This is a genomic window from Sphingomonas sp. 77B, from assembly GCF_056497825.1.
This window is the reverse complement of the sequence record NZ_JBWMBY010000001.1, coordinates 570,173-593,023: the sequence shown is the minus strand read 5'-3', so window position 1 is coordinate 593,023 and position 22,851 is coordinate 570,173. Positions and strand designations below refer to the sequence as shown.

General features: G+C 64.1%; 14 protein-coding genes and 1 pseudogene. 7 read left to right on the top strand and 8 right to left on the bottom strand.

Going from position 1 to position 22,851, the window contains the following annotated elements; translation table 11 throughout:
- Positions 1 to 53: 53 nt before the first annotated feature.
- Entirely contained in the window at positions 54 to 3,110 is a 3,057-nt protein-coding gene (locus tag AC1GI4_RS02750) for a TonB-dependent receptor domain-containing protein (protein ID WP_479630336.1), read from the bottom strand.
- Positions 3,111 to 3,519: 409 nt separating this feature from the next.
- On the opposite strand from AC1GI4_RS02750, the gene AC1GI4_RS02745 reads away from it, so the two are divergent.
- The 3 genes from AC1GI4_RS02745 (at position 3,520) to AC1GI4_RS02735 (ending at position 6,764) form a co-directional block, all read left to right on the top strand.
- Entirely contained in the window at positions 3,520 to 4,032 is a 513-nt protein-coding gene (locus AC1GI4_RS02745) for a GAF domain-containing protein (protein WP_479628451.1), read from the top strand.
- Positions 4,029 to 6,080: a putative bifunctional diguanylate cyclase/phosphodiesterase gene (locus AC1GI4_RS02740; RefSeq protein ID WP_479628450.1), complete on the top strand. Its 2,052-nt coding sequence runs from the start codon at positions 4,029 to 4,031 to the stop codon at positions 6,078 to 6,080. Before AC1GI4_RS02745 ends, AC1GI4_RS02740 begins: the two co-directional genes overlap by 4 nt.
- 198 nt (positions 6,081 to 6,278) lie before the next feature.
- Positions 6,279 to 6,764 carry a gluconokinase gene (locus tag AC1GI4_RS02735; protein WP_479628449.1) on the top strand — a complete coding sequence of 162 codons (486 nt, stop codon included), beginning with the start codon at positions 6,279 to 6,281 and terminating at the stop codon, positions 6,762 to 6,764.
- Positions 6,765 to 6,907: 143 nt separating this feature from the next.
- Here AC1GI4_RS02735 and AC1GI4_RS02730 read toward each other — a convergent pair whose 3' ends face one another.
- The 4 genes and pseudogenes from AC1GI4_RS02730 to AC1GI4_RS02715 all read right to left on the bottom strand — a co-directional run.
- The gene (locus AC1GI4_RS02730) at positions 6,908 to 7,816 is read right to left on the bottom strand and encodes a Gfo/Idh/MocA family protein (RefSeq protein WP_479628448.1); all 909 of its coding nucleotides are present in this window, start codon (positions 7,814 to 7,816) and stop codon (positions 6,908 to 6,910) included.
- A 46-nt stretch (positions 7,817 to 7,862) separates the two neighbouring features.
- Entirely contained in the window at positions 7,863 to 8,951 is a 1,089-nt protein-coding gene (locus tag AC1GI4_RS02725; protein WP_479628447.1) for an arabinan endo-1,5-alpha-L-arabinosidase, read from the bottom strand.
- A gap of 56 nt (positions 8,952 to 9,007) precedes the next feature.
- On the bottom strand, positions 9,008 to 11,875 hold the full coding sequence (locus tag AC1GI4_RS02720; protein WP_479628446.1) for a TonB-dependent receptor: 2,868 nt from the start codon (positions 11,873 to 11,875) through the stop codon (positions 9,008 to 9,010).
- A gap of 262 nt (positions 11,876 to 12,137) precedes the next feature.
- A pseudogene (locus AC1GI4_RS02715) lies at positions 12,138 to 13,160 on the bottom strand (glycoside hydrolase family 43 protein); the annotation flags it as partial.
- Between the two features lie 178 nt (positions 13,161 to 13,338).
- Between AC1GI4_RS02715 and AC1GI4_RS02710 the strand changes: the two are divergent.
- Complete coding sequence (locus AC1GI4_RS02710; RefSeq protein ID WP_433910700.1) at positions 13,339 to 14,220, top strand: polysaccharide deacetylase family protein; 882 nt, start codon at positions 13,339 to 13,341, stop codon at positions 14,218 to 14,220.
- Positions 14,221 to 14,297: 77 nt separating this feature from the next.
- Here AC1GI4_RS02710 and AC1GI4_RS02705 read toward each other — a convergent pair whose 3' ends face one another.
- The gene (locus AC1GI4_RS02705) at positions 14,298 to 15,836 is read right to left on the bottom strand and encodes a GMC family oxidoreductase (RefSeq protein WP_479628445.1); all 1,539 of its coding nucleotides are present in this window, start codon (positions 15,834 to 15,836) and stop codon (positions 14,298 to 14,300) included.
- Entirely contained in the window at positions 15,833 to 17,185 is a 1,353-nt protein-coding gene (locus AC1GI4_RS02700; protein ID WP_479628444.1) for an alpha/beta hydrolase, read from the bottom strand. Before AC1GI4_RS02700 ends, AC1GI4_RS02705 begins: the two co-directional genes overlap by 4 nt.
- Positions 17,186 to 17,378: 193 nt before the next feature.
- Here AC1GI4_RS02700 and AC1GI4_RS02695 point away from each other — a divergent pair, with 193 nt between their 5' ends.
- The 3 genes from AC1GI4_RS02695 to AC1GI4_RS02685 all read left to right on the top strand — a co-directional run bounded on the left by AC1GI4_RS02695 (position 17,379) and on the right by AC1GI4_RS02685 (position 20,188).
- Complete coding sequence (locus tag AC1GI4_RS02695; protein WP_479628443.1) at positions 17,379 to 17,948, top strand: Dps family protein; 570 nt, start codon at positions 17,379 to 17,381, stop codon at positions 17,946 to 17,948.
- A gap of 30 nt (positions 17,949 to 17,978) precedes the next feature.
- Positions 17,979 to 19,502 carry an FAD-dependent oxidoreductase gene (locus AC1GI4_RS02690; protein ID WP_479628442.1) on the top strand — a complete coding sequence of 508 codons (1,524 nt, stop codon included), beginning with the start codon at positions 17,979 to 17,981 and terminating at the stop codon, positions 19,500 to 19,502.
- A gap of 95 nt (positions 19,503 to 19,597) precedes the next feature.
- The gene (locus tag AC1GI4_RS02685) at positions 19,598 to 20,188 is read left to right on the top strand and encodes a DUF2076 domain-containing protein (RefSeq protein WP_479628441.1); all 591 of its coding nucleotides are present in this window, start codon (positions 19,598 to 19,600) and stop codon (positions 20,186 to 20,188) included.
- Here the strand turns inward: AC1GI4_RS02685 and AC1GI4_RS02680 are convergent.
- Complete coding sequence (locus AC1GI4_RS02680) at positions 20,182 to 22,800, bottom strand: GAF domain-containing hybrid sensor histidine kinase/response regulator (RefSeq protein ID WP_479628440.1); 2,619 nt, start codon at positions 22,798 to 22,800, stop codon at positions 20,182 to 20,184. The genes AC1GI4_RS02685 and AC1GI4_RS02680 overlap by 7 nt on opposite strands.
- Between the last annotated feature and the right edge of the window lie 51 nt (positions 22,801 to 22,851).

Sequence of the window (22,851 nt, the reverse complement as noted above, 5' to 3'; positions counted from 1 at the left end):
GCACCGGGACGACGGAAAATCGGTCCCGGTGCGCATCACCCGGTCAGGCGAGATCAGAAATTGAAGTTCGCGCCAGCGCTGAAGTTGCGACCGACGAGACCGGCATAATGCCAGCTGCTCAGATAGTTCGGATTGCTGGTATAGGCTGCCGCCGCCAGCGGAGCGCGGGCATTGGTCACGTTCTGGACGCTGAAGAAGAACCGGAAGTCATCATTGACCCGCACGCCCAGGTTCAGGTCGGTATAGATGAACGGACGGACGAAGCACTGGTTGTTGAAATCAGTCTTGCGATCGACGACCGGGACCAGCGTGTTCCTGCACGACAGGTCGATCACGCCGTTCACGGCATCGATGCGATCGGCTGCCACCTGCTTGATCCGGCCCACATAATAGGTCGTGCTGGTCAGCGAGAAGTTGCCCACCTCGATCGTGTTCTGCCAGTTGCCACGGATGCGCGGGGTGCCGCCGCCCGAAGACAGCTCGTAAGGCCCCAGCGTACCCGCATATTTCTGTACCACGCCCGCCGGGGTGACGAGATCGAGGCGAAGGACGCGGGTCACGTCGACACGGCTGATGAACTTCACGCCGTTGGCCAACTGGACGTTCGCATTGGCCTGCATGTCGATGCCCGAGCTGACCATGTAATTGGCGTTGACGTAAGGCACGTCGAACACCAGCAGACGGGGCAGGGCGTTCGGATTGACGGGATCGGGCGCGTCGACGATGTTACACTTGTAGCCCTGTCCAACCGCCGCCAGCGCCGCGCATCCGGCCGCCGCATTGGTCTGGCCATAATAGGCCTTGATTGCCTCGGCGCGCAGCGGCCCGCTGACGATCAGGTTCGATTTGCGGATGTTGTAATAGTCGACCGTGACATTCAGCCAGCGAACCGGATTAAGGATCGTGCCGACGGTAAAGCTCCGCGATACTTCCGGAAGGATATCCGCCTTGCCCTGCGCCGCGCTTCCGATGCTGTACGTCGTCGTATAAGCCGGGTTGCCGGCATGCGCAGCGATAAAGCTGTCGGGTGGGGTGTAGGACGAGAAGCCCGCATAGCTGCTCGCCGGGTTATATTCCGCGAAAGTCGGCGCGCGGAAGCCCTGCGAATAGGTCGCGCGTAGCGAGAATTCGCGAACCGGCGTGAACTTGGCGCCGATCTTCGGCGAGAAGTGGCTATAGCCTTGCGAATAATGGTCGTAACGGCCCGAGACGTTCAGGTCGAACGCGCGGGCGAACGGAGCGTCGATCTCGAAGAACCCGGCGGTCACGGTCTGGCGACCCTGGGCCGACGAGGTGTTAAGCCCGTAATAGGACAGGTCGAAATTCTGATTGCGGTTCATCAGCGTTTCGCGGCGAATCTGGAAACCCGCACCGACATTCAGGTCGCCGCCCGGCAGTTCCATCAGTGACTTCAGCAGCGAGCCGCCGATCGTTGCGATCGTCGAATAGGACGGGGTCGTACGCTCCGGCGAGATCTGGTTGCGAACGGCCTGCGTGTTCTGCTCGGGATTGACGAAATTGTATGCGCCGGTGTTGACCGCGTTCAGCAGGCCTTGGATGTTGATGAAGCCGCGCTGCGTCACCGCGAAATTGTCACGGGCATAGACGCCGTTCAGGCGGAACTTGAAGCCGTTGCCCAGGTCGCCCGAAATGCCGCCCGTCGCGCGGAACACGTCGACATAGCGGTGGCTGCCAGCGGGGATGTCGCCGAACAGATAATAGATGCGCGCGGCGTTCTGCGTCGGATCGGCGCCCGCCACCGCATAGGGGTTGTTCGGGTTCAGGCGGCGATCCGCGGCGGTGGCGCAGTTCACCCCAGCCGCGCAGACATACATCGGCAGTACGATGCCCGGGCTGCTGGATGCCAGTGCGGCGGAAGCGCCGAATGGCTGGGTCTGGCGGATACCAGCCGGAGTGCCGCGAATGTCGACTTCCGAGTGCGAATAGCTGCCGCTGGCGAAGGCTTCCCAGCCCTCGGCGATGCGGACGTTCAGGCGCGCGGTCGTCGAATAGCGCTGCTGGCGCGGCTGGATGATCGAATATTCGTCGGGCAGGTTGTGCTTGCAGCCGGTGCCCTGCGCCCCGCCGGAGGTCACAGTGAAGGTGCCGAACGGGCAGGCATTCGAGTTGAGCAGGCGGTATTGGTTGGTTGGCGTCCCGACCTGTCCAGACAGCGGGTTGTTCAGATCGCTTTGCGAAACGCGGGTAACGACCGCCTGCGGGTTTGCAAAAAGGAGCGAGTCATCGTTGCGGTTGCGGTCCAGCAGGCCGCTGGGGCTCAGGTCCAGCGTGTTGAACGGATAACCGCGCGAGTTATTAGTGATGTACCCGTCATAGGTGTATTCACCGTTGACGTAGAAGTTGAAGCCCTGCTCGCGATAGTCACCGAAACCGGCGGTCAGCGTCGCGCGGTAGTGCGAACCGTCGGCCTTTTCGGTGGTGCCGCCCTGGACCGATCCAAAAATGCCCTGGACGTTCTTCTTGCTGATGAGGTTGACGACGCCGCCGATCGCGTCCGCGCCATAGGTTGACGATGCGCCGTCCTTCAGCACTTCGACACGCTCGATGGTGCTGAACGGGATCGAGTTCAGGTCGACATAGGCATTGTGACCGTCGTCGTTCAGCGGGAAGTTCGCCGAGCGCAAGCCGTCGATCAGAACGACCGTCGAAGAGACGCCCAGGCCGCGCAGCGACACCGCCGCGCCACCGGCCGAAAAGCCGTTCTTGAAGCCGGTCGAGATCGAACCGGCGCTGTCGGCGGACACCGAGCGGATGGCATCCTGCGCGGTCGTGATGTTGGCGCGCTGGAGCACGTTGGAATTCACCACGGTGACCGGCGAGATCGAGCTGGCGTTGGAGTCGCGGAACAGCGTGCCGGTGACGACGACCGTGGCACCTTCCGCCGTGGCGGGGGCGGGGGCCGCCCGCTTGATCTGAACGTCCTGCTCGCCCTGCGCCTGTCCAACCGGCGCCGCTGTCGCCACGTTCTGGTCGGTAGCGTCTGCCGTCTGCGCGGGTGCTGCCTCCTGCGCATGGGCAGGAGCGGCGATCGCGGTCAGCAGAGCCGCAGTCGAAATCCCAAGGCGCAGTTTACCAAATGCCGAATTCATCGAAGCCACTTAGATATTCCCCCTCTGACGCAGCAGCGACCTCCGTCGCCGGTACTTCACTCGTCATGACCTGACGCTGCGATAGATGGCCGCGTATCATCGGCCGCGTTACCAGCTGGTTAAAAAGCCGAGTATTGGCGATGATGTGGTAGGATATTGGATTTGCTGTCGGGATGCGGGGAAATCCAAAGCCGTTGCTTTGGATGGCACCTGCCGATCCTTCCCAAGACTGGGATTGCAAGCCCTTGATATTCTGGCGGTGTCCGTCGCTTGCGCCAGTTCTTGGTAATGGCCTTGCCCGACCGCTGCCGATCGCCCAGTGATCGCCGGATTAATCTGGACAGATAAATTATGTTTTAAGGTTCCGATGCGACCAGAATGGGCAGATGCGCACGGAACGAGAAAAATCATGCTGAAAAGCCTGCTTCGGGAAAGGCGACGGTCCAGCGCCGTCCATGCGCTGGGCATTCTGGGGTCTGCTCGGGAGGCGAGCTTCGATCGGTTCGTGATGCTGGCGGCGCGATCTTTCGACGCGCCCATCGCGCTGCTGTCGCTGATCCATGGCGACACGCAATGGTTCAAGGCGAGCCATGGCGCGGAAATCGCCTGCAACCCGCGGCATAGCAGCTTCTGCACCTTCGCGCTCGACCAGCCCGACATCCTGGAGATTTGCGATCCGCGCGCCGATCCGCGTGTGGCCCATTTGCCGGTGGTGAGCGATGCCCCCTTTATTCGCTACTATATCGGCGTGCCGCTCCGGGTGACCGGGGGTATCGATGTCGGTGCTCTCTGCATCCTGGATACGCGGCAACGCCATCCCGCTTCGCCCGATCAGAAAGCCTATCTTACCGCGCTGGCACGACAGGCGTCGGCGGCGCTGGAGGGACGGGCGGACCTGATCCAGATGGGCGGACGCGCATGATCGACGTCGTCCTGTGCCTGACGCTAGAGCATGACCTTAACTTGGTCGCGTTGGCGCTCGTCATTTGCCTGACGGGCTCGCTTGCGACTGTCCAGCTGTTCAGTCGCGTTCAGGCCTCCCTTGGCTATCGCCGTTTCGGCTGGATCATCCTGGGAGCGGTGGGCGCGGGGACGATGGTCTGGGCCACGCATTTCGTGGCGATGATGGCGTTCCGGACGACCGCGCCCGTCATCCTGGACCCGGTCCTGACGCTTGTTTCGCTGCTCGCGGTGATCGGGATCACCGTTCCCGGCATGGCGCTGGCGGCGGGGGGGCGACGCTGGTCGGGTGCGGTCGGCGGCGGCGTGATCGGCCTGGGGATCGCGGTCATGCATTATGTCGGCATGGCGGCATACCGCGTCGACGGCATCGTGACCTGGAAACTGCCCTACGTCGCTGGCTCCATCCTGCTGTCGATCGGCTTGTCCGCCATCGCCTTTCATGTGCTGAACGCCTGTGACCGCTGGCGGACGACCAGTGCCGTGGCGTGGTTGAGCGTCGCGGTCGTGGCGCTGCATTTCACGGGCATGGCGGCGATGAAGATCGCCGTCCTGAAGCTCGGTCACGGCCTGTCGGGCATGACCATCGTGACGCTGGCCACGACGACGACGGTCGCGACGCTCATCATCGTCGGTTGTGCCGCGATCAGCGCGCTGATCGACGGACATACCCAGTCCGAAACCTATCGGCGCCTGCGACACATGGCGTTGCACGACAGCCTCACCGACTTGCCCAACCGGATCGCCTTTATCGAGGAGTTGGAGGCGCGTTTCGCGATCCGTGGCGGCTATCGGCGCATGGCCGTCATCATGATGGATCTGTCGCGGTTCAAGGTGGTCAACGACACCTATGGCCATCAGGCGGGCGACCAGTTGCTGGCCGCCCTGGCGGCGCGGCTGTCGAGTATCCTGCGGCCCGGCGAATGCGTCGCGCGCTTGGGCGGCGACGAGTTCTCGGCGGTCGTGTCCTATGACGACCCGGCCGAGTTGCTGGATTTTCTGAACCGGCTGACCACCGCCTCGGAAGCGCCGTTCCTGTTCGATCGCTTCACCGCCTCGATCGGCGCGAACATCGGCGTGGCGCTGGCGATGCGGGATGGATTCGACCCGGATGCGCTTCTCGCCAAGGCGGACCTGGCCATGTACCGGGCCAAGTCGGCCCATTCCAAGGCGCCCTGTTTCTACGACGCCCAGATGGACGACGCCGTGCGCGAGCGACGCGAACTGGTCGCTGATCTTCGCCGCGCGCTGGAGGCCGGGGCGTTCGAGCTGCATTATCAGGTGCAGGCGTCCATGCCGACGGGCGAAATCTGCGGTTACGAAGCGCTGATCCGCTGGAATGACCCCGTCCGGGGCATGATCCCGCCCGCCCGTTTCATCCCGCTGGCCGAAAAGAGCGGGGATATCGTACCGCTCAGCAACTGGATTCTGCGCCGAGCCTGTGGCGAGGCCGCACGCTGGGCGGAACCGTATCCGGTTTCGGTGAACCTGTCCCCCATGCATCTTTCCGACCGTGGTCTGGTCGAAACCGTTCGATCGGTTCTGGCGGAAAGCGGCCTGCCGCCCGAGCGGCTGATGCTGGAGTTGACCGAGAGCGCGATCATCCACGACAAGGATTTTGCGTTGGAGCAGTTGAGGGCGCTCAAGGCGATGGGCATCGCCATCGCGCTGGATGATTTCGGTGTGGGCTATTCCTCGCTGGAGGTGTTGCGGTCCTTCCCGTTCGACCGGATCAAACTGGATGCCTCGTTCGTCTCGGAGATCGAGCATGACGCGCAAGCCGTTTCGATCCTGCGGTCGGTGGCTGCGCTGGGCGTGACGCTGAACATGCCGGTGCTGGCGGAAGGGGTCGAGGAGCCTGCCCAGCTTGCCATCGTCACCCGTGAGGGCTGCGTCGCGGTGCAGGGATATCTGACCGGCCGGCCGTCGCGCACCCTGGCCGATCCCGACGAGGTTCGACGCGTGGCGGCGCTACGCCCGCAGATGGTGGGGGTCGAGGCCGTCGCCTGACGCCGCCTGCAAGTCGTGCGCGAGGTTCACGGAGCGAGGGCGCACCCTTAGCGGGGGGAACGGATCGGGAGCAGGGCCATTGGGAAGGGCAAGGCGGTGCTTCGACACGGCCTTCGGTGCCGGTGCGAACGACAAGGGGTGCAGGTGAAGGCGGTGGGCTGCAACGGAACAGGCGGAGGCGCCCGTGGCATTGTCTTGATGGGCGTCAGCGGCACGGGCAAGACCACCCTGTCCCGGCGGCTCGGCGCGCAGCTCGATTGCCCGGTGCTGGAGGGTGATGCGTTTCATTCGGCGGCGAATGTCGCGAAGATGCGGGGTGGTCATGCCCTGACCGATGCGGATCGCTGGCCCTGGCTGGATCGGCTCGGCGTGGCGATCGGCGAAACCGCAAGGGAGGGCGGAACGGCCGTCGCCGCCTGTTCCGCGCTCCGCCGGGCGTATCGCGAGCGCCTGCGGGCAGCGGCGGGCGTGCCGCTATACTTCGTCTTCCTCGACACCGATGCCCAGGAAATTGCCAGGCGGATGAGTGGGCGCAAGGACCATTATATGCCGCCCAGCCTGCTCGGCAGTCAGCTGGCGACGCTGGAGCGACCGGCGGCGGACGAATGTGCGTTGACGCTGGATGCCGGATTGCCGCCTGAGAAGCTGATCGCCCAGACGCTCGCCTGGGTGCAGCGCGACTGATACGCTTATGGCATCGGCGGTTTGGGCGCCTGCGACAAATGCCAGCGCCTTGCGCAAAATGGTCGCGACCGTCGCCTATTTCGCCGTACCGCAAAGCAAGGCTCGCTCAGGCGGGCTTGATGGAATTTGACTGCCTTTCGCTGTCAGGGTTCTTCGCAGACCGCCTCTGCATGGTGCGTAATGGCCTCACAGAGCCGGTGCGTTGCAAGAATGGCATCAAAGTCGGTGGCGTGACCTTCCTCCACTCCCGTGAGGAAATCGTGGCACATCGCCTCGAAGCCCCGCTGCTGGCCGACCGTCGTCCAGTCCCCGCGGCGCTGATGATATTCGCGACCGTCTTTGCGGATGTTCTCGGCCATATTCAGTACGGAATGGCGAAGGCCATGTCCGATCATGTCGAGACGTTCCTCGTTCAGGCCGCTGTCACGGTGCATCATGCCGATGGCGGTAAAGCTCGTGCCTGCCAGCGTCAGCGTGACCGAGATCAATAGGCCCTGATCGACGCGTGTTTCGATGCTGTGCCGCAAGACGGGGCCGGGGGCCAGGAACAGCAGCGTGTCGACGACATGAATGAAGTCATCGAAGATCACGCGGCGGGGTGCGTCGGGCTGGCGATGGCGATGCTTCTCCATCACGATCAGGTCGGCCTCGATACCCTTCAATGCGACATGGCTTGGGGCGAAACGGCGATTGAACCCGACCGTCAACAGCGTTTCCTGCCGCTTCGCCAAAGCAAGCAGTCGTTCGACGTCGGCTAGATTATCGGCCAGCGGTTTGTCGACGAAGGTCGGGATATGTCGGTCGAGAAAGGTCTCGACCAGTGTGGGATGGGCGTCGGTCGCGGCATGGACGAAGGCGGCGTCAAACCGCCCGGCGCTCAGAGCATCGTCGACGCTGGAATGAAGACCCGCCACCCGAAAGCTGCGCCCAGCCTGTTCCAAGACCTGCGCGTTGCGGGTCGCGAGATGCAGTTCCACGTCGGGCAGCGCGGACAGGACCGGCAGATAGGCCTTGTGCGCGATATCGCCCAATCCCGTCACCAACAGCCGCATGATCCTCTCCAGATAGTTCCGACGCCGCCCATAGAGCGACTGCGGTCTATTGCGCCACCGGCCACCCGTCCGTCGTCCAGCCCAGCCGCTGGATCTGGAGCGTCGGGATGCCGTTCCGCTGCGTGTCATAGGCGTGATAGACGATATAGTCGCCATCCGTCTGCTGAAGCACGGCGACGCCCCCGCGTCCCACGAAGCGGCTGCCGTCGCCCTGGCCGTTGGTCAGCACGACCGTCCCACCGCCTTTCAGCATCGCCTTGCCGTCGCGGTCGACATAGGGGCCGTCCGGCGCGGAGGAGCGGCCGACCACCGTGTAATAGGTGCTCTTGGCCCCTTGGCAGCAGGCGTCGAACGACGCGAACAGATAATAAAAATCGCCGTGCCGGATGATGTACGGCCCCTCGATCGCGTCAGGCGCTGGACGCTCGGCCAGCGAGCGCGGCGCGGCGTCGCCCGCCAGCCGCAGGCCGGTCGCCGGGTCGAGGCGGATCAGCTTGATCCCCGACCAGTAGCTGCCGAAGACCATCCAATAGCGGCCATCCGCATCGACGAAGGCCATCGGATCGATCGCGTTGAAATTGTCGCTGCTCTGTGACTGGATCACCGGCCCCTGGTCGACCCAATTGGCCGCCGGGGCGTTCGGGTCGATCTTGGTCGCGGTCGCCAGACCGATTGCCGACTGGTTCTTCCCGAAGGTAGAGATCGAATAATAGAGGCGGTACTGGCCGTTGACCTTCGAAATGTCGGGCGCCCACATGCCCGTCGCGCCCGGCACGGCGGTCGTCGCCCAGGCGGGCAGGGCAGTGTAGCTGCCGCCGTGCAGCGTCCAGTCCTTGAGATCGGTCGAGGTGCGTAGGCCGAGCAGCCCCTCAACATCACCTGCGTTGCCGGTGGTGAACAGATAGTAGGTATTGCCATCTTTCAGGATCGCCGGGTCGTGCACCGCGCTGATGTTTCCCGACAGGGCGAGCGGGCCGCCGGTGGCCGTGGCACTGGGCGAGGGCGTCGGCGACTGGGTGGGGGTCGGCGTCGGCCCCGACACGGTCGAGACGGCGGGCGAGGCGGACAGATCGCCGTCGCCCGAGCCGCAGGACGAGGCGAGGAGAAGCACGAGGATCGGGACGATGCGTTTCACGGGCGAAATCCTTCCCAAAGGTCGCGGGCGGGCTCCATGGCCCGCCCGTCATCATGTCACTTGAAGCTGTATCGTGCGCCGATCGCGAAGGTCCGCGGGATCAGCACCGTGCCCAGATTGTAGCGATCCTTGTCGCCGACATTGCCGAAGCGGTAATATTCCTGCTGCTTCATCCGCGTCAGGTTGACCGCATCGAAGGTCAGGCCCAGCCGGTCGGTCAGGCGCGCGGTCAGCTGGAAGTCCAGGCTCGCCTCGGCGCGACGCCACACGCCCAGCGGGTTGGCGAACAGCCGTGCCTCGTACCGCGCCTGCCACGGATTGCGATAGACATAGGACAGACGCGCGCCGATCGGGCCCTTATCGTAAGCCAGCGTGGCGTTATACGAGAAGTCGGACACGCCGAAGAAGCTCGACTGCTGCTCGCCGATCTGCTTGCCCGAAATATCGAAGACGGGAACGTTCTGGCTGGAGTCGAGCAGCGTCAGGCTGCCCTGGAAGCCCAGGCCGTCGAGAAGCGAGGGCAGATAGGTCGGGAAATAGGTGAGCCCGACTTCCAGTCCCTTGAGCACGCCATTGGATGCATTGGCTGGGCGGCTGATGACGAAATTGTTGGTCGCACCCGCCACGATGCCGTTGTTGGGGATGAATTCCAGCTGGCTGACCGGCACGACCAGCCCTTGGATGTCGCGGCGGAACCCGGTGACGGTGATCGCGCTGTTGCGGCCAAAATACCATTCCAGCGCGACGTCGTAATTTTTCGACGTGGTCGGCTTCAGATTGGCCGTGCCCGCCGAACCGCTGCCATAGCCGACATTGGTCAGGTCGCCGGTCAGCGAGTAATTGGGATTGATGTCGCCGAAATTGGGACGACGCAGCGTCTCGCCATAGTTGAACCGCGCGCGAAAGTTCGACGTGATCTCATAGCGCGCGGTGAAGCTGGGCAGCAACCGTTCCGACCCCGGCGAAGCGGTCGAGATCGCGCCGTTGTTGAACCGATCGCGGAAGGTCGCCTGGGTATCGACCGTGACGTAGCGGAAGCCCCCCTGCAATTTCAGCGGGCGACCGAAAATGTCGATCTGGCCGTCAGCCTGGAGATAGGCGGCCAGCGTGATCTCATCCACGTCGAACACGCGGGTCAGCGACAGCTGGTTCGAGGTCTTCAGGCCATAGAGCGAGCGGATCTCATCGGCATGGTCGTAATTATAATAGCCATTGGCCGACACCCAGCTGGTCGGCACGTCGCCGCGCCCCTCGAAAAAGCCGGAATTGGTGAAGGTTGCGCCTGCCGGAAGGCTGGAGAGCGGACGACCCAGGCTTGCGGCATCGGCCGTGCGGACATCGCTCGAGGCGCGGCGATCGTCGAAGCGGAAGCCACCCTTGATCTGGCGCAGAAAGCCCGAGTCCCAGGTATAATAGGCGTCCAGCGTCCCGGTGATCGCGCTACCCTTGTCGCGATTTGCGTTGTCATAGAGCTGCGCGACGTTCCAGACCTTCGGATCGGTCAGCAGCGCGTCATTGTCGAAGTGATAGGAAGGAACGCCGCCGCCCGCATTGAAGGTCGTGCTGATTTGGTTGGCGACACGATCGGTGCGCATCGCGAAGAAGGCGGTCTTGTTCTGGCTTGTCTGATACGCGACGTCGGCGACGATCCCGCCGCGCGTGCCCAGGTCCCACTTGCCGTTCAGGGCGTAGACGAAGCTGTCGGTCTGGCTACGCGTATAATCCGCGCTGTTGAAGCCATAGACGCTGTTGGCGACGCGGGACTTCACGATGTTGGTGCCGTCATACAGTGTCGGCGCCTGCGGATTGGCCCAGAAGTCGACGAAGCTGAATTGCAGGCTGTTGAACGTGTCGCCGCGATAGCCCGAATAATAGACTTCGGCGGTATAGACCGAGCTGCTGTTCGGCGCCCATTGCAGCGCAGCATTGACCGAGGGGCGCTCGCGCTTGCCATACAGGTCCGAGCTGAACACTGCGTCGCGTGACAGCCAATAGGGCGTGTCGATGCCGTTGACCGGAATGGACGAGCCGGGGGTGGTAGGCAGGCCCGTCTCGGTGCCGACCTGCCAGTTGCCGAGCGCAGGCGTGTTGATGAACGCTCCCGTGCGCGGATCGGTCGGTGCGGGGAAGATGCGCTGGAAGCCCGCAAGGCCCGTACCCGCAGGCGGCGCCAGCGTAGCGAAGGGCACGAACGCACCAGCGGTGGTCGACATGGTGCGGAATTTCGACCGGGTATAGCTCCCGTTCACCAGCAGGCCGACATCGCCGATCCCCGTCTCCCAGCGATCGCTGACCAGCAAGGCCGCGTTGGGATTGATGGTGTCGGCTTCCTGATCGTAGATGCCACGCGCCAGCGCCGATATCGCGAAACCGTCGAAGTCGAACGGGCGGCGGGTGACCACGTCGACCTGCCCGGCCAGCCCGGTCTCGATCTGGTCGGCGGCGCGCGTCTTGTACACGTCAACCCGTTTGATGAGGTTGGCGGAGATATCCTGTAGCGAGAAGGACTGACCGGCGGCCGTGAAGATGTTGCGCCCGTTCAGGGTCGTCAGCGCATCGGGCAGGCCGCGGATCTGGATGCCCGCCGCCTCGCCCTGGCCACGATCCGTGACCTGGACGCCGGTCACGCGCTGCAATGCTTCGACGACATTGTTGTCGGGCAGTTTGCCGACATCCTCTGCGACGACGGAGTCGACGATCTGGGTCGAGTTGCGACGGCGATTGATCGCGCCGACGATCGATGCGCGAACGCCGGTGACGACGATATCCTGGGTCGGCTGCTGCGTTGCGTCCTGGGCGGTGGTGCCGCCGGAACTCGCGTCGTTCGCGGCGCTGGTCTGTGCCTGAGCGGTCTGCGCATGGGCAGGCGCGGTCAGAAGCGACGTGACCGAAACGGATGCGAGGAACAGCAATCTGGATGTCATGGAAATCCTCCCCCAATCATAATCTTCTCTCATCCGATGGCGTATTTCGCGCTCTTTACTCGGACATGAATGTCAGGGGATTTATCAGCTTCGGGGCAGGTGACAACCCCAAATACAGACACGTATTTGAGATTTCATCATATTGTCATCAACCTGCGCGCCTCACGGTTGAGCGTCACGGCGTGCCGACATGATATGCCCCATGAGAAGGGCATATCATGTCGACTTTTATTGTCTGAGTTATTAGAATTTACAGACGGCGAAGCGGGCCGTTGGCGACGGGCTCGCCGAAATCCGGTGAACCATCGGGGCGATAACGGAAATATTGCATTCGGGTATCGCGATTGGGGTCGAACAGCGGATCGCCCTTGATCTCGGAATAGTCGCGCGCGTGATAGACCAGTACGTCACGCCCACGCTCGTCGACGGTAAAGCTGTTATGGCCGGGGCCGAAGACCTTGTGCGCCACCGATGTCTTGAACACCGGCACAGGCGACTTGGACCAGTTGGACGCCTTCATCAGGTCGGCATCGGCGTTGCAGGTCAGCATTCCCATGCAATAGCGCGCGTCGGTCGCGCTGGCGGAATAGGTCATGAAGAGCTTGCCGTTGCGGGCGAGCAGGGCGGGGGCCTCATTGACCTTGAAGCCCTGGATTTCCCATTCGAGCGTGGGGACCGACAGGCGGACAGGCTTGGCCGCCAGGGTCAGCGCGGTCTTGAGTGGCGCAAGGTAGAGGTTCGAGTTGGTCTCGATGCCCGGCTCGCGCTGTGCCCAGGCGAGATAGCGCTGGCCCTTGTGCACGAAGCTGGTCGAGTCGAGATTGAACGTGTCCCATTCGGTCTGAAGCTGGCCCAGCTCCGACCAGTTGCCGGTCATCGGGTCCGGCCCGTCGCATACGACCGCATAGGTGCGGATGCGGAACACATCCTCGCCACCACCGCTCGGCCCGGCCGCGAAATACATCACCCAACGACCGTCGACGAGATGGAGTTCGGGTGCCCAGATGAAGCCCGACATCGGCCCGCTCGGCAGGTGCCGCCAAAGAACCCGCTCGGTCGCGGTGTGAAGGCCCTCCAGGGTCTTCGCGCGGCGCAGGACCAGTCGGTCATATTCCGGCACCGAGCCGGTCATGTAATACCAGCCGTCGCTATGGCGGAAGACTTGCGCATCGGCGCGCTGCCGAACCACCGGGTTGACGATCGTCGGTGCCGCCGCCGCTCTGGCGATGGCGGGTAGGGCCATGGCGGTCGTCGCACCGGTCACGAATGAACGTCGGGTAATCATCTTCCATCCTCCGCCTGTCGGCCCGGCCGTCCCCATCGGGATCGGTCGGGCCCTGTTGTTCGAATCGTCACCGGGACGGATCGAAGCGCTTGCCCTAACCCAAAACTCCGACATTACAAAAGCGTGGAAATGGAGGGTATTGGCAGCATCCATTTGCGCGGGGCCACGTTGACCCGCCATGTCTTCTCCCGATCCCGGCCGCTACCCTTTCCGCCCCATCGTCAACCGCCCGGCCTATGACTGGCCCGAGGGACGCAGGGTCGCCATCTATCTGGGCGTCAATCACGAGGTGTTCGATTTCGGCGGCGGGCTGGGGGCCGAACTCGCACCGTCGCAGACCCAGCCGGACGTGATGAATTACGCTTGGCGCGATTATGGCAACCGGGTGGGAGCATGGCGCCTGTTCGAACTGTTCGACCGGCTGGAGCTGAAAACCACGGCGCTGCTGAATGCCGCGGTGCTGGACCGCTGCCCGGGACTGGCCGAGGCCTGTCGCGACCGGGGCGACGAGATTGCCGCGCATGGCGGCACCAATGCAAAGGCGCAGGGCAGCCTGGGGCAGGAGCAGGAGCGTCGCCTGATCGCCGATGTGACCGAAAAGCTGGCCGCGCTCGGCGATCGGCCCGTCGGCTGGCTGGGCCCTTGGATATCGGAAAGTAAGGCCACCCCCGATCTGCTGAAGGCGGCGGGCTATCGCTACGTGCTGGATTGGGCGCATGACGATCAGCCGACGCGGCTGTCGACCAGGCACGGCGATCTGCTGTCCATTCCCTATTCGCAGGAGATCAACGACCTGCCCGCCGTCATCCAGCGTAAGCAGGAGTCGGAGGGCTTTGCCACGATGATCCGCGATACGGTCGAGCAATTGCTCTCCGAAGCGGATCGCCGCCCTTCGGTGCTGGGGATCGCGCTTCACCCCTATATCATGGGTCAGGCGCACCGCGTCCCGCCGCTGGCCCGTGTCCTGACGACTTTGCGCGAGGCGGACGATCCGCGCATCTGGTGGACGACCGCCGGCGCGATCGCCGACCATGTCGAGGCGAATGCCTTGGCCGTGTAGCCGTGATGACATTGCCTTGAACCAAGGCTAACCCCTCCCCCGAAAGGGAGGGGCGGTTCTACCTTAGGTCTAATGCTCTAGCGGCCCGCTGCCAGAAAGCGATCGGCCGTGCGCAGGGACAGCGCCATGATCGTCAGGGCCGGATTGGCGGCCAGCGCGCTGGGGAAGACGGAGTTGTCGCAGATCCACAAATTGGCGATGTCGAAGCTGCGTCCATCGGCATCGACCACGGCGTCGTCGCCGTTATCTCCCATACGGCATGTGCCGATGGTATGGGCCGAGCGATCCACCGCGAAAATGTCCTTCGCGCCTGCCGCCTCCCAGATCGCGGTCATGACCCGCCGGGAATGCTGATCGATGGTCTGCTCGTTGGCGTGATAGCTGAACTCGACCAACGCCTTGCGATGGCCGAACGCATCGGTTTCGTCCGATAGGGTCAGTCGGTTGTCGGGATGGGGCAGGCACTCGCCGTTGATTCCGATCCCGGCCATGCTGTTGTAGTTGCGCAGGATCGACTGGAGCCGCGTGCCCCACATGCCCGCCCCGCGCGCAAGCCCGGTGGCGAGGTTGACCGGCAGCACGCCCAGGCTCTGCATCAGATAGCCGCCGACGCAATCGGCATCGGCGGGCCGCATCATGTCTTCGCTGATAAGCGATGAGGGATAGCCGCGGTTCATCCGCATCTCGTCATCGAAGCGGCCCCAGACCTGGGTCGCGACATGCGCCATGAAATTGCGACCGACCTGTCCGCTGGAATTGGCCAGGCCCAAGTTCAGCAATAAGCGCGGGCTCTCCACGCCGCCAGCGCATAGGAAGACCGCGCGGCATCGTTGGCGATGGTCCTGCCCGCCCTGTCGATAGACGACGCCGTCGATACGCCCGGCATGATCGAACTCGAAGGACAGGACGCGCGCACCCGAGCGGATTTCCGCGCCAAGCGCGACGGCCTGCGGCAGGTACGTCGTGTCCATGCTGGTCTTGGCGGCGTTACGACAGCCCTGGTGGCAGGTGCCGCAACTGACGCAGGCCTGACGCAGGCCCCAATGCGGTTGTTCCCGGTCGCGGGAGACGAGGGCGGCGGGCGCGTCGGTCGCCGTGATGCCCAGCGCCTCGCACGCCCGCGCCATCACCTCGGCGGGCGCATTGCGGGGTACCGGGGGATAGACGTAGCGTCGGCTGTCGTCCCAGGGGTAGTTGGCCGGGCCGGAAACCCCGGTAAACTGCTCGACCTGCTCGATATAGGCAATCAGTTCGGCATGGGGGATCGGCCAGTCGGCGCCTTGCCCGGTCATGGTCTTCAGCTGAAGATCGCGAGGATCCGGCCGGGGACAGAAGGCGCCCCAGTGGAGCGTCGATCCGCCGACGCCCATTCCCGAATTGTTCGAACCGAACGCCGTCGGGTCGCTTCCCCCACTCAGCCGCTCTTCCATCCAGTAGATGTCAGCGGCGAGTTCATCGGCGACATGCTCTTTCGGGGTGAAGGATCGCCCGGCTTCGAGCGCGACGACCGAGAGTCCGGCCTCCGCCAGGCGTGCGGTCAAGGGCGCACCGCCCGCGCCTGTTCCGATGACGACCGCGTCGACGATCTCGCTCTGGGCATAGGGTGCGCGGCTCATGCAATTTTCTCCTGCACCGTCTGCCAGGCTTCGACATCGTTCGCGCCGGTTCGGTGATAGCCTTGATTGCGCGGACCATCGCCGCCGACCGCAAAGCCGTCATAGCCGATTGCGGCCATGGTCGAGGGCAGGGCGGCCCATTGGCGAACGACCTCTGCACGGACGTCCTGGAACCATAGGGCCATTTGCTCGGGAGACAGAAAGCTTTCGCCCTGCGCGTCTGTCTCGCCCGCGTCGATCCGCTCCAGCCAGGTGGCTTGATCCGTCGGGTCGAGCGACATGAAGCCGCCGGAAAGCTCGTCGAGCGTCGCGAATCCCAGCCGCCATGCTTCGGGATCGCGCGGCAGGTCGGCGAAGCGCCAGCCATCACCGGCCCCCTTGATGATCGCCGCCTCGACACGCCGTGCCAGATCGGACGGGTCGACGTCTTCGGGCAGGATATGTGCAACCAGGGCCTTCGCCATCGCCCGTTGCGCGTCGGACCAGCCCAAGCCGTCATCGCTGACCGGCCGGGTCCGTTCCAGCATCGCGGTGCGGGTGCGGCTGCTCACCCGATCCGAGCCGAGGATGGCGGCGAAACCGGGGGGCAGGATCGACACCGAAACCGAGGCCGCATGATCGGCGATCAGCTGCGCGAGCGCGGCGGGTTGCTCATAGGGAATCATGTGCGCCGCGTTCGCGACGACGCGTATGTCGGCATTGCGATAGTGCGGGCTGTTGAGGCGGCGCTGGGCATCTTCGTCCAGATCGCCGTCTTCCGCCCCGGCTACGATCAGCGCCGGGATGGAGATACAGCCGACGGCCGCGCGCCAGTCCTCCAAGCTACCCCGTTCCAGCCAGCCGAGCCAAGCCTCGCGGCTGGACCGCCGCACATCCGCCACCGCGCGATCATGCAGCTCGGGGGGCAGCGGCGCGGCGATGTTGGCCTTCACGAAGGTCTCGGCATCCGTCTGGGTGATCGATCCGCCCTCGAACCAGCCGATCATCTGTGTGCGACGATCTTCGTCCATGGGCTCGGGCGCAGGGGGCGACGCGGCCACGAGCACCACGCCGACGACCCCGGCCAGCCCGGCTTCGCCCGCCGCGGCACGGCTTGCGACGATGGTGGCGATCTTCCCGCCCATGCTGTGCCCGACCAGAATGCAGGCCGTCAGGCGACGGCGGCGTATCTCATCGGCAAGATCGTCCGCCATCGCAGCGACGTCGGCATAGCCTTCATCCGATCGCTCGCCAAAGCCCGGCAAGTCGAGCGCGATGCAAGGCGCGTCGCCGAGATGACGGCACACCAGTTCCCATTCCCGATGGCTGGAGCCGAGGGCGTGAAGAAAGACGAATGTCGGTTGGGTCATGCGGCCGGGTTCCTCGAAAGCCCCTGCTGGACGCCGCAACCGACAGTCCGTTCCTGACAAATGCCGTGAAACAGAAATTAATTTGGATCAGCGTGCTTAAATATCACCAAGTCGTGCCCACCGGAAAATTCATGGAACCGTGAGCGGCGGGAAGCGCTTGGCGATGATCCGTATCCATCATTGGAGTGAAGTCGTGGCCGATACTGACCAGGCGCAGCCGCAGTACAAGATCGAATATCGCGAAATCCAGGCGTTCGGCACGTTGAAGGATCTGCCGCTCGGCCTTTCCGACAACGCTCGCAAACAGAGCGTGTCGATCCTGAACCAGGTGCTGGCCGACACGATGATGCTGCGCGACCTGTACAAGAAGCATCACTGGCAGATGTCGGGCGCGACCTTCTACCAGCTGCATCTGCTGCTCGACACGCATTATGAAAAGCAGGCCGAACTGGTCGATATGGTGGCTGAACGTATCCAGGCGCTGGGCGGGATCAGCATCGCGACGCCGCACGACGTTGCCGAGATGACGCGTATTCCGCGCCCGCCGAAGGGCCGGGAAGATGTGCCGACGATGCTTGCCCGTCTGCTGGAGGCGCATCGCATCGTGCTCGAACAGGCCCATGAAGGTGCCAAGACCGCTGACGAATCTGGCGACGACGGCACCAACGACCTGTTGGTCAGCGATATCATCCGCTCGAACGAACCGCAGGTCTGGTTCGTCGGCGAGCATCTGGCCGCGACCGCGTTGCAGCGCGCCGACTGATTTCGAACGAAACAGGGAAGGAAAGAGGCGATGGCGGATCGTGACTTGGCGAACGGCATCGCCTCCACCGAGGTTCAGGAGGGCCGGATCGTCGCCGGTGTACTGGACGGGCAGGATGTCGTGCTGGTCCGACATGAGGGGCGTGTCTGCGCGCTTGCCGGACAGTGCACGCATCTGAAGGCGCCGCTGGCTGACGGGATCGTGGCCGACGGGACGATCCGCTGCCCCTGGCATCATGCCCGCTTTGATGTCCAGACGGGCGAGGCGGTGGGTGCCCCCGCCTTTGTGCCGTTGCAACGGTTCGAGGTGGTCGAGGATGGCGGCCAATTGCGGATCGCCCGACCATCCGAGCCCGGTTCCGTGCCCGAAGCAGCGGACACGGAAGAGCTTGGCCGGATCGTCATCATCGGGGCTGGCGCGGCGGGGCATGCCTGTGCCGAGATGCTGGCGCGTCATGGTTCAGGCGCGGCGGTCACGGTGATCGATCAGGAGGGCGACGCACCCTATGATCGCACCTTCTGCTCCAAACAATATCTGGCGGGCAAGGCGGAGCGCGAAGACACGGCCTTGCCTATGCTTGGCGAAGTGGACGTCCGTTCCGGTGTCTCGGTGTCGCGGATCGATCGCGAGGGCAAGGTGGTCGTCCTTCAAGACGGTACCCGCATTCCTTATGATCGGCTGGTCCTGGCTACCGGCGCTGAGGTCGTGTCGCCAGACTTTTACGGCTCGGATCGCGCCGAGGTGTTTGCCTTGCGAACCCTTGAGGATGCCGATCGCCTGATCGCCGCCGCGTCGGAGGCGGAGCGGGCGATCGTCGTCGGATCAAGCTACATAGGGCTGGAGGTCGCAGCCTCACTGATCGCGCGGGGATTGCAGGTTGCGGTCGTGTCCGACGATGCCCTCCCGCTCGAGAAGACTGCCGGACCCGAAGTCGGGGCGATGATCCGCGACCTGCATGAGGCTAAGGGGGTCGAATTTTACATGAACCGCCGCATCGCGCGTTGGGACGGTCATGTCGCGATGCTCGATGACGGAGTCGAGGTGAAGGGCGATATCGTCGTCGCCGGGATCGGCGTGAAGCCGCGTGTGGAACTGGCGGAGGCGGCCGGACTCGAGCTGGCCAACAAAGCAGACGGCGGCGGCGTTGAGGTCGATCAGTATCTCCGCACCTCCGACCCATCTGTTCATGCGATCGGCGATATCGCGAACGTGCCCGATCCACGACTGGGCCACTCGATCCGGGTGGAGCATTGGGTCGTGGCCCAGCGTATGGGGCAATGGCTCGCGCGGCATCTGATCGGCCAGGTGGACGAAGGCTATGCCGATGTGCCATTTTTCTGGTCGGGCCATTACGACCTCAGCCTGCGCTATGTCGGTCATGTCGCATCTCCTGACAATCGGACGATCGATGGCGACGTGTCGGCCAAGGATTTTGTGGTGTCCTTTGCCGAGGAAGGGCGCGAGCAGGCTATTCTGACCGCAGGTCGTGACGAACTGGCGTTGAAAAAGGAACATCGGTGGGAACGGCAGGACCGCGCCGAGGCTGGAAAATAGATGCCGGTTGTGTGAATAATCAGTCATCCCATGGCTGCGATCTTGATTTGGAATGGAACTGGCTGATCTTCGGGGTGCATGATTGGAGCGCACCCATGAACCCCGAAGAACGCACGCTTCTCACCCGATTTCTTGATGAACTGTCCACTGCGCGTACGGGGGCCAAGGACCCCGAGGCCGATGCAATGATCGCCCGCGCGCTGTCATCCAATCCGGACGCCGCCTATCTTCTGGTCCAGCACGCCATCGTCGCCGACCAGTCGCTCCACGCGGCGCAACAGCGCATCGCCGAACTGGAACGCCAGCAGCAGACCGCGCCAGCATCGTCAGGCAGCAGTTTTCTGCCCCAAGGCAACGGCGGCCCTTGGGGTACCCGCCAGACGGAAAGCTATTCGCCGCCCCCGCCCGACGCACGACCGGGCGTCTTTTCCGGCGGCGGCGGACTGGGCAGTTTCTTGCGCAGCGCGGGCACCACGGCAGCGGGGGTAGTCGGCGGCGAGATGTTGTTCTCCGGCCTGTCCGACATGTTCGGCCACCGCGGCGGCGGTGGCGGTGGCGGGCTGTTCGGTGGCGGGCAGGGCTTCATGGATCAGCCGGAGAACGTCACCGTCAATAATTTCGGCGATGGCGACGGGGGCCGTTTCGATGACGGCAATTCGGATTTCGACAATTCCGACGATTATTGAGCCCGGATCGACCGAGCGGCGTCGCCCTCCTCGCACGCTGCCTGGTCGATTGGCGGCTCTGCCCCGGTGGCTTGCGCGCCGATAGCAGCCAGGCTGGCTGCCAGTTCATCGCTGCGGAAGGGTTTGGTCAGTCGTGCGATCCCGACATCCAGACCCTCCACCTCGGCATAGCCGGATACGATCAGCGCACGCAGTTGCGGCAGCTTGATATGCAGCTCGCGAGTGAGCTGCGCGCCACTCATCCCGGGCATCAGGTGGTCGGTGACGAGCAGGTCGGGACGCAGACCCGCCTGGACAAGCTCCAGCGCTTGAGCCCCCGATGACGCCTCCACCACGCCGTACCCCAGATCGGCGAGCATGTCGGCGGTGCTCATCCGCACCAGATCCTCATCGTCGACGAGTAGCACGGTGCCGACACCTTCCATCGTCGCAGCGCTGGCGTTCGCGTCGGGCGCGGTGCTCAGCTCGACATCGCTGAGCGGCAGCCATAGCGTGATCGCCGATCCGCGCCCCAGTTCACTGGCAATCGTCAGGCCGCCGCCAAGCTGCGCGGCAAGGCCGTGGACCATGGACAGGCCCAAACCCGTTCCCTTTCCGACGCCCTTGGTCGAAAAGAAGGGCTCGATCGCGCGCTGCCGGGTCGCCTCGTCCATGCCCATGCCGGTATCGCCGACGTGCAGGCAGACATAGTCGCCCGCCGGAACCTCGATCATCTGATCGACCTCGACCTCGCAACGCGTGACCTTGATCGACAGCGCGCCGCCGTTCGGCATGGCATCGCGTGCGTTCACCGCTAGGTTGAGCAGCGCCATTTCCAGCTGGTTGGCGTCGGCCCTTGCCGGGGGAAGTTCGTCGGCGATCTCGACCGCCAGCGTAATGGTCGGGCCGACCGTGGATTCGATCAGATCCGTCATGCTGTCGACCAGCGGGCCCAGATGGACGGCGGTCGGCTGGAGCGGCTGGCGCCGGGCGAAGGCGAGCAGGCGCTGGACAAGCGTCTTGGCCCGCTCCGCCGATTGCAGCGCACCGTCGATCAGTCGCTTCTCGCGCGCGGTACCCGAGCCCTTGCGCATCAGCATGTCGAGCGAGCCGATGATCGGGGTCAGCAGATTGTTGAAGTCATGCGCGACGCCTCCGGTCAGGCTGCCCATCGCCTCGACCTTCTGACTTTGGCGCAGTGCATCCTGGGCGGCCTCCAGCTCCGCTGCCGCCAACAGGCGCTCGGAGATATCGGAGGCCTGGTGGAAGGCAGCAATGACCCGGCCCGCGCTGTCGCGAAGCGGGGTATAGGTGATCTCCCACACGGGGACGTCGCGATCGGGGCTGCCGAATGCCTCAATGACCGTGAAATGTTCACCGCTCAGCGCCCGGCTCATCAGGCCACGCATCGTTTCGCGCTGATCGGGCACGAACAGCTCATGGAAGACGTCGCCGATCCGCGAGGGGTAGCCATGGATGCGCCGAAATTCGTTGTCATGCGCCTTGTTGAAGGCGATCAGGCGATAATCGGTGTCGAAGGCACAAATGGGCGATGCGATCGCCTCGACGATCTCGTGATAGCGGCGCAGTTCGACGGTTCGTTCGACGACCTGCTGTTCCAGCGTATCCTTCATCCGGAGCAGCGCCAGTTCGGCACGCGATCGTTCGATCGCGGCCTTCACCCGCTCGCCGACATTCTGGACGAGCGCCTCTTCCTCAGGGCTCCAGATTCGTGGGGTGGCGCTCTGGACCGCGAGCAGGCCGACCCATTCCTCTTCCTCGAACAGGACCACGTCGACGAATGCGCCGACCTCGCGCGCCTGAAGGCCCGTCCGTGCACCCTCGCTCAGGCGGTCGTCTGCGCCGACATTGGTCACGACCACCGGCGCGCCGCCGCGATAGGCGGCCAGCAGGTCGGGGCCGAAGCTCTCCAGCGAATGCCGACCGACGATCGACGAAACCCCGCGCGCATAATCGCGCTCCACGGTCATCCACCCACGCGTCGTGATCTCGGCGTAAAAGACCCGGCTGGCCGACATTTCCTCGCCCAGCCGTTCGGCGGCCAGTTCCATGATCTCGGCGGGTGTTTCCAGCGCACGGAGATTGTCGGCCAGGGTCAGCAGGAAGGCGGCCCTGCGTTCGGCCACGACCCGCTTGGTCGTCTCCGCGATGACGCAGAGTACGCCTACAGGCTGGCCAAGCTCATCGCTGACCGGCGAGGTGTCGAGGTTGACCCACCCGCGCATCTCCTGCCCGTCGCGTCGCAGCGTCATCGGCAGGTCGGGGAAATGCAACGTGCCACCACCCAGGCCGACCGCCATGATTTGGTCGTTGAAGGCCCGCTGCTGCGGCCAGCGGTCGCGGACCTTCGTTCCCAACAGGGCCGGATGGCCGTCGCCGACAAACGCCGCATAGGCATCGTTGTAGAGCATCACCCCATCCTCGCCCCAGAGGAGCAGGAGCGGTACGGCCGAGCGCAGCAGCGTGGCGAGCGACATGGTCAGGGATATCGGCCAGGTGTCGATCGGCCCAAGGGGGCTGGTCGACCAGTCCTTGCGCGCGATCAGATCGGCGCAATCGCCACCGCCGTTCAGAAAGGGCGCCAGGGTCGACGATGTCACGAGAGCGGTCACTATGGCAGGATACTCGATAAACCGGAAAGCGCGAAGCGCTGATTGATAGAC

Bases quoted from the DNA above. Each gene is read 5' to 3' on its own strand.
- AC1GI4_RS02750 (WP_479630336.1), bottom strand. From the start codon at position 3,110: ATGAATTCGGCATTTGGTAAACTGCGCCTTGGGATTTCGACTGCGGCT.
- AC1GI4_RS02745 (WP_479628451.1), top strand. From the start codon at position 3,520: ATGCTGAAAAGCCTGCTTCGGGAAAGGCGACGGTCCAGCGCCGTCCAT.
- AC1GI4_RS02740 (WP_479628450.1), top strand. From the start codon at position 4,029: ATGATCGACGTCGTCCTGTGCCTGACGCTAGAGCATGACCTTAACTTG.
- AC1GI4_RS02735 (WP_479628449.1), top strand. From the start codon at position 6,279: ATGGGCGTCAGCGGCACGGGCAAGACCACCCTGTCCCGGCGGCTCGGC.
- AC1GI4_RS02730 (WP_479628448.1), bottom strand. From the start codon at position 7,816: ATGCGGCTGTTGGTGACGGGATTGGGCGATATCGCGCACAAGGCCTAT.
- AC1GI4_RS02720 (WP_479628446.1), bottom strand. From the start codon at position 11,875: ATGACATCCAGATTGCTGTTCCTCGCATCCGTTTCGGTCACGTCGCTT.
- AC1GI4_RS02710 (WP_433910700.1), top strand. From the start codon at position 13,339: ATGTCTTCTCCCGATCCCGGCCGCTACCCTTTCCGCCCCATCGTCAAC.
- AC1GI4_RS02705 (WP_479628445.1), bottom strand. From the start codon at position 15,836: ATGAGCCGCGCACCCTATGCCCAGAGCGAGATCGTCGACGCGGTCGTC.
- AC1GI4_RS02700 (WP_479628444.1), bottom strand. From the start codon at position 17,185: ATGACCCAACCGACATTCGTCTTTCTTCACGCCCTCGGCTCCAGCCAT.
- AC1GI4_RS02690 (WP_479628442.1), top strand. From the start codon at position 17,979: ATGGCGGATCGTGACTTGGCGAACGGCATCGCCTCCACCGAGGTTCAG.
- AC1GI4_RS02685 (WP_479628441.1), top strand. From the start codon at position 19,598: ATGAACCCCGAAGAACGCACGCTTCTCACCCGATTTCTTGATGAACTG.